General features: G+C 49.4%; 1 pseudogene. It reads right to left on the minus strand.

Features of this window, described 5'->3' with window-relative positions:
* Window positions 1-241, minus strand: a pseudogene (locus ACTHS8_RS10895) (hypothetical protein); the annotation flags it as partial.

Genomic DNA, 241 nt, shown 5'->3' on the forward strand with positions numbered 1-241 from the left:
CGCCAAATACCGCCCGTTGCTACTGCGTGAATAGGCAAGGTTCGATAATCGACTGAAAGTTCATAAGCATTCTCACGCCGCTTGATAGAATAATTGGAAGCCTCCGCCTTCACTTCAAAGACGTATTTCTGCCCTTCGGGGACAATATCGTCGGCATCGATGGTTTTCAGGTCGACGGAGCCGCCTATGCCGCTTTTCAAATCGCGGCTAAACTAGGGGCCTTTTTCGATATACAAGCTGA

Source organism: Neisseria sp. P0016.S008, assembly GCF_051957775.1.
GTDB classification, from domain to species: Bacteria; Pseudomonadota; Gammaproteobacteria; order Burkholderiales; family Neisseriaceae; genus Neisseria; species Neisseria flavescens_B.